The organism is Runella sp. (genome assembly GCF_027484545.1).
Taxonomy (GTDB): Bacteria; Bacteroidota; Bacteroidia; order Cytophagales; family Spirosomataceae; genus Runella.
The window spans coordinates 21,861-28,380 of record NZ_JAIXST010000280.1 but is presented as its reverse complement, the minus strand read 5'-3'; the positions used below and the strand labels follow the sequence as shown (position 1 = coordinate 28,380).

5 protein-coding genes and 1 tRNA gene are annotated in these 6,520 nt (G+C 41.5%); 3 read left to right on the top strand and 3 right to left on the bottom strand.

From position 1 onward, the window contains the following. Positions 1–42: 42 nt before the first annotated feature. Both Q0081_RS25395 and Q0081_RS25390 read right to left on the bottom strand, forming a co-directional pair. A tRNA-Thr gene (locus Q0081_RS25395) sits at positions 43–118 on the bottom strand. A 67-nt stretch (positions 119–185) separates the two neighbouring features. Then, positions 186–2,045, bottom strand: a complete 1,860-nt coding sequence (locus Q0081_RS25390) for a DUF349 domain-containing protein (RefSeq protein WP_298360325.1) — start codon at positions 2,043–2,045, stop codon at positions 186–188. A gap of 100 nt (positions 2,046–2,145) precedes the next feature. Here Q0081_RS25390 and pdxH point away from each other — a divergent pair, with 100 nt between their 5' ends. Together pdxH and Q0081_RS25380 are read left to right on the top strand one after the other, a co-directional pair. Next, the gene (gene pdxH / locus Q0081_RS25385; RefSeq protein ID WP_298360323.1) at positions 2,146–2,790 is read left to right on the top strand and encodes a pyridoxamine 5'-phosphate oxidase; all 645 of its coding nucleotides are present in this window, start codon (positions 2,146–2,148) and stop codon (positions 2,788–2,790) included. Between the two features lie 45 nt (positions 2,791–2,835). Beyond that, complete coding sequence (locus tag Q0081_RS25380; protein WP_298360322.1) at positions 2,836–3,807, top strand: NYN domain-containing protein; 972 nt, start codon at positions 2,836–2,838, stop codon at positions 3,805–3,807. A gap of 77 nt (positions 3,808–3,884) precedes the next feature. Here the strand turns inward: Q0081_RS25380 and Q0081_RS25375 are convergent, their stop codons facing one another. Then, complete coding sequence (locus tag Q0081_RS25375) at positions 3,885–5,054, bottom strand: AGE family epimerase/isomerase (RefSeq protein ID WP_298360320.1); 1,170 nt, start codon at positions 5,052–5,054, stop codon at positions 3,885–3,887. A 116-nt stretch (positions 5,055–5,170) separates the two neighbouring features. Between Q0081_RS25375 and tilS the strand changes: the two genes are divergently transcribed. After that, positions 5,171–6,502, top strand: coding sequence for a tRNA lysidine(34) synthetase TilS (tilS, locus tag Q0081_RS25370; protein WP_298360318.1), 1,332 nt, complete (start codon positions 5,171–5,173; stop codon positions 6,500–6,502). Positions 6,503–6,520: the final 18 nt, after the last annotated feature.

Genomic DNA, 6,520 nt, shown 5'->3' with positions numbered 1-6,520 from the left:
CTCAATTTTACTTTACTAGTAAGTCACTTCGTTAGTAACTTTTGGAGCCCCCAGCCGGGATCAAACCAGCGACCTACTGATTACAAGTCAGTTGCTCTATCAGCTGAGCTATGGAGGCGTTCCTTATTTTCGTGGTGCAAAAGTAGCGGTTTTAACAATATCACGCAACTTTTTCGTCAAAAAAACTACAAAGCTTCACGCACTATTTTCAGTTGGTGCTTTAAATCAGCGAGTTGCTTTTGTGCCGCAATGATTTTTTTCTCAAATTCTGCACGCACTTTTTCGCCGTTTTTAGAACGACCGAAAAATTCAATATTATTTTGCCAGATAGTCAAATCATTTTCAATTTGAGTCATCCGACGGCGAATGTCCGTTTCTTTGCGTTGAAGATTACGAACTGATTCTCCATCAGTAGCCATTGCCACTTCGTTTTCTAAAATAACCTGCTCGCGCTCTTTGGAAGACAATTTACCTATGGCACTCACGTATGAATTGACCGCGTCAATGTAGCGTTTGTTAATAGCCTGCATATCTTTTTTAGGAACAAATCCAACACTCGACCATTCCGATTTAAACGCATTCAAATCTTTCAGGTTGGCCTCGCCGGCTTTGGCTCCTGCTTCTATCTTTTCACAAATTGCCTGCTTCTGCGCTAAATTTTCAACAAACTCTCGTTCAACTTCTGAGTTTTTGGCGCGTTTACGATCAAAATAAGCATCACATGCTTTTTTGAAGCGGTCAAAAATAGTGTCTTTGAATTTTTCCGGAACCTGCCCGATTTGTTTCCATTGCTTTTGCAAAGCAATCACCTTATCAGTATTGGCAGCAGAATCTTCTCCCGTTTCTATAATTGCTTCAACGGCTTCACAAAGCTCCGTTTTGAGTTTTAGATTTTGTTCGCGTTTCGATTCCAGTTGACGGAAAAACTCACCCTTGTTGTGAAAGAACGTTTTAAGTGTTGCCCAAAACTTCTTGCTCAACTCGCGACCTTCTTCACGCAACATTTGCCCTTTGGCATTTACCCACTGTTCCTGAAGCGCTACTACCTCTTTCGTCTTTTCATTCCACTCATTGATGCTGCTTGACGTAAAAGCCGTAAAAGGCACCAAGTCTTCATATATCTTTGATTTTATCTCGTAATTCTGAGACAGTACCTGCTTTTGGTCTTCCGTTTGGGCACGGCGAGCATCATGAAGCGTATCCAAAGCTACCTTCATCCGTTGCCAAAGAACTTCCTGCTCCGCTTTAGGTCCGGGGCCAATGTGCTTATATTCGTCAAAATGAGCATTAGCTTCTTCCAAAATCGCTCTGGTAAGAGACTTGCCTTCTAAAGACTGCGCCAGCGCTTCCACTTTTTCGACTAATTCCCCTTTTAATTGGAGATTTTTCTTGCGATCCAATTCTTTCAGTTCGTAATAAATATTGCGATTGCTGTAATAACGATCTATCAAGGCATGGAAAGTAGCCCAAAGAGTGCTGTTATGAGGCGAAGCTATATTTCCGGCAGCTTTCCATTCGTCCTGAATTTTCTTGAACTCCTGCCAGCTCGTTCCCGGATTTTTAGCATTACTTTCATCAGCATCTACGAGTTCACGCAGGCGCTGAAGTAATTGCGTCTTTATTACAAAATTTTTATCTTTTGACTTTTCTAAGTCTTGGAAGTAGTGGTTTTTTACGTCCTTGATCTGGCGATACAATGATTCAAAACGTTGAGTCAGTTCATCGGGCTTGTAGTCAAACCCTTCCTCAGAACCATTTTCGGCCACATAACGGCGCTCGGCTTCATCCCGGTCCGTTTTTTTAATTTGGTCGAAAAATACTTTTACTTCTTTCAACAATTCGTCAGTGCGCTTAAAATTAGCCGGTTTTGCTTTTTCGCTTTTGGCGAGAGCAAACTGGTTTTCCAGCAAACTGACAAAGTCTTTTTTATCCAGTTGACTATAATCAACTGCCTGTTCTTCAACCACTTCAAGTTCTTCCATGGCTGCAACACTCTCTTGAGTGAGTTGTTCGCTTTCGCTTAGTTCTGCTCCGTCGTTAATCATCGTAAATGTGGTGGTAATCGCTTAGATTTGCAAAAATAATAATTAAAGCCGTTTTTCGGTGTTTTAAAATCTCTTTTTCATTTTTAACGCACATTTAGTAGTGGAAAATTCTAAAATTGCCCACCTCCGGAAGGATTACACGCTTAACGGGTTAGACCAACAGGATATTTTACAAAGTCCGATAGAGCAATTTAAAAAGTGGTTTGGTGAATCACTTTCTGCGCAGGTAATCGAACCCAATGCCATGTTTTTAAGTACAATTAGTCAGGAAGGGTATCCACAAGGCCGAATTGTCTTACTAAAAGAGTTAGATGACCACGGATTTACTTTTTATACCAATTATAATAGTCACAAAGGGGCTGATTTGTCGGCACACCCATTAGCTGCCTTAACTTTTTGGTGGGCGGAATTGGAACGTCAGGTGAGAATCGTGGGAAAAGTTGAAAAAGTGAGCGAAGCTGAGTCAGATGCTTATTTTTCAATTCGCCCCCGAGGCAGTCAGTTAGGGGCATGGGTTTCTTCCCAAAGCAATGTCATTGAGAATCGTGAAGTTCTTACCGATAAATTAGCTAAATTTGAAAAGCAGTTTGGTGATCAACTCGTACCTCGCCCTCCTCATTGGGGTGGCTACCGCGTTATTCCGCAAGAAATAGAATTTTGGCAAGGGCGTCCCAGCCGTTTACACGATCGTATACGTTATCAATATCAAAATAATGAATGGAAAATAGAACGTCTTTCACCTTAGCTTTTTTCACTTACCCTATTTATATATAGTTTAAAACGCCCATTTATGTTTAACAAAAACCCAAATAGTCTCACTCGCATCGGAGTATTTTATGACGGTAATTATTTTTTACACGTAAGTAATTATTATAACTACACCCACGAACGCCGCAGTCGTATCAGTATTAATGGATTGCATGATTTTATTCGTCAAAAAGTAGCCGAACTCGAAGGAAACACAACCCGTTTGTGTCAGATTGTGGATGCACATTATTTTCGCGGAAGACTTACCGCAGGCGAAGCCAGTCAACGAGGCGATTTATTATATTATGAACGTGTCTTCGATGACATTTTAATGTCAGAAGGAGTTACTACTCACTATTTGCCCGTTCGTAGTGCCCTTGGCAAAAAATACGAAAAAGGAATAGACGTATGGCTGGCACTCGAAGCCTTTGAAATGGCTTTCTACAAACGTTTTGATGTATTGGTCCTTATCGCTGCCGATGGTGATTATGTGCCTTTGGTGCGAAAACTCAACACTTTAGGAACGCGTGTGTTGGTCTTAGGTTGGGATTTTGAATACACCGACGAGGAAGGCAATCGGTTTTACACTCGTACATCGCAGGATTTATTGGCAGAAGTAACCTATCCCGTAGCCATGCAGGATGTTATTAATACTAAAAATGAATCTCTAATCAGTCAATTATTTGTACCGAGAAATAAGGGGAAAATTTTCACAAAACAAGGAGAGGTTGTTGCTGAAGAAAACTCTGAAGAAAGTGATAGCTTATCCATTGATGCTGAAAACCGCCATGAAAGCTACATTTTATCGTTAAAAGAAGGCTTTGGTTTTATTAAATATCCCCCCAACAACGTATTCTTTCATTACACCAGTCTCCGCGATTATGATTTCAACGATTTGGTAGTGGGGGATCGTGTACAGTTTACCTTGGAAGAAAAAGAAGGCGGACGTGCCGTAGGATATGATGTATTGGTATTAGAATCCATTAAAACAATAGCTACTCCTTCTCCGCAGTAGCGGTTTGCGGTTTGCGGTTAAATTTACCCTGTATTTTAACTCTAAACCGCAAACTTTTTTAACTTCCTACTCCTCTCCTACCCAAGCCTCCGAACTACTTCGTAACAGGCTCGACTATTGTGATAGGGACATTTCCAAAAGTTCACTTTATCGTTTTTAACGGGTGTTAAATCAGGTTTGACCGTACCAAACCAATCCCCTTTTTGATTGTCTATCACGTATTTTTTAATGAACTCCCAGCTTTTATCCGCTTTATCACGGAAATGTTGCTGTCCGGTTAACTGAAACGCATTGAGAAACCCAACCATCTGCTCGGCCAATACCCACCAACTTCGTTCGTGATTATGATGATTGGTGAGGGGGTCAAATTCGTAATCCAACGCTCCGTCCTCCCCCAATCCGCTACAAGCGGCCTCAGCCATTTTGATACACACTTGCTTAACGCGTTCACTGCGGGCGTGATCATTGAGTACTTCGGCTGTTTCCCAAAGCAACCACGAAGCTTCAATATCATGCCCGTAGGAAACCGTTTCGTCTTTTGGAGTCCAATTTTCGTCAAAAAACAAACGCAAACGATACGTTTTCGGGCTAATCAACTTATCTAAGAAGGCGTCTGTCAAATGAGCAACACGCTCACGCAACAATGCATCCGGCCAAACTCGGTAGAGATTAGTAAATGCTTCAATGATGTGCAGATGGGTATTTTGTGATTTATTCCAAGGTTGTTTGCTCAAAATCAAATCGTCCACCACCGCCCAATCCGTACCGAACGCTTCGTAATAACCTCCGCGTTGGGCATCAAAGCCGTGTTTATCCACTGTTTTGAAAAGTTCTTGGGCAAAATCCAGTGCCGGTTTAAATTTGGAGGCGGCATAGTATTCACTTAACCCATAAATGGCAAAGGCATGTCCATACAATTGTTTACGGGTTTCGAGGGGTGCCCCATTGGCCGTAACCGACCAATAAACACCTCCATTTTTTGTATCGCGAAAATGATTGTACAGATAGTGATACGCGCGGTCGGCCAATACTAGGTATTTACGTCGATGAAAATAACGATACGCCAGCGAAAATGTCCACAGAATCCGCCCTGTCAGAATGATAGACCGAGGAGCATCCAAAATGGGTTGATTTTCGTAGTTTAATCGACCGTGGAAACCACCGCGCTGATAGTCAGGCGTATATTTTTCCCAATAAGCTAAAATACGTTTCCATTCGGCAAGGTTTTCGCGGGCGAGTTGATCCATGATGTAAATAATACGTTAAGAAGTAACCGGTCATTCAGCTTCTTTACTTAAAAGTACAAAGCACCGAAAATTTAACCTTCTATCTTTGTCGGACACAACGAAAGCCTGCCTGTCTTATGTTAGATGATTTTGTTTTATACATTCAAGAAAAACAGCTTTTTACACCTTCCGAGCGTTTGTTACTAACCGTAAGCGGAGGGATAGATTCCGTTGTCTTGGCGGAACTGTGTCATCAGTCGGGGTTAAAATTTGGAATTGCACACTGTAATTTTCAATTGAGAGGCAAAGAATCAGAAGGTGACGAGATGTTTGTGCAGAAATTAGCCCAAAAATACAATGTTGCATTCCATACTCAACGTTTTGAAACTGAGGCTTTCTCAATCCAAAATGGACTTTCTATCCAAATGGCAGCCCGGCAGTTACGCTATGAATGGTTTGACCGAATTCGGGAGGAACACCGCTACGATTATATTCTTACGGCTCATCATCAGGATGATTTACTCGAAACAATTTTACTCAATTTAACACGAGGTACGGGTATCGCCGGACTTCACGGAATTTTACCAAAAAAGGGTTTTCTGATCCGTCCTTTACTTTTTGCAACCCGAGACAGAATTTTCCAATTTTTACAACAAATGCAGCTGACTTGGCGGGAAGACATATCCAACTTTAGTAATGATTATCTGCGCAATCGCCTTCGGCATGAAGTGATACCTATTTTACAGGAAATGAACCCTAAAGTAGCTTCTTCGGTGAGTGAATTGGCCGAGCGAGTGAGAGCAACGGAGGAAATAGTGGCTGAAAGTATGCGATTAGCTGCTCAAGAGGCACTACACGAAGAAAATGGCAGCCTTTGGATTTCATACAAAAAACTGGAACAGCTCTCCTCACCTCTCGAACGGTTAAGTTATTGGTTGGCGAACTGCCATTTTACCTATTTTCAAACCAAAGTGATTTGGAAAAGCAGAAACGGGCAAGCCGGCAAACAGTTTTTTTCGCCTTCACACACCTTAATTACCGACCGTACGCATTGGATTATTACCCCCACTCAAACTGAACAACCGCTTAAATGGCATTTAACGTCCGAAAAGGGTGAAATCGTTTATCCGAATGGTTTGTTAAAATGGGAGGTCTTTAATGGAATTGAAAAAGCTGAAGCCAATCCGAACGTTATTTACTTGGATGCCGACACACTTATTTTCCCAATTACCCTCCGTCTTTGGCAAAAAGGCGATCGGTTTTGCCCCTTGGGAATGAAGGGGAAACAAAAGAAAATCAGTGACTTTCTGATAGACAATAAAGTACCTCGAAACTTAAAAGAAAAGGTCTATATTCTGGAAACTGAGGGAAAAATAGCTTGGTTAGTGGGCTTTCGGCTGGATGAGCGCTTCAAAGTAAAAGAGACAACTAAAAATTATATAAAACTCACAAATACCACAACTATCTAATTATCAAATAATTAAACA

Excerpts from the sequence above, each read along its gene's own strand:
- Q0081_RS25390 (WP_298360325.1), bottom strand. The coding sequence starts at position 2,045 with ATGATTAACGACGGAGCAGAACTAAGCGAAAGCGAACAACTCACTCAA.
- Q0081_RS25380 (WP_298360322.1), top strand. The coding sequence starts at position 2,836 with ATGTTTAACAAAAACCCAAATAGTCTCACTCGCATCGGAGTATTTTAT.
- Q0081_RS25375 (WP_298360320.1), bottom strand. The coding sequence starts at position 5,054 with ATGGATCAACTCGCCCGCGAAAACCTTGCCGAATGGAAACGTATTTTA.
- tilS (WP_298360318.1), top strand. The coding sequence starts at position 5,171 with ATGTTAGATGATTTTGTTTTATACATTCAAGAAAAACAGCTTTTTACA.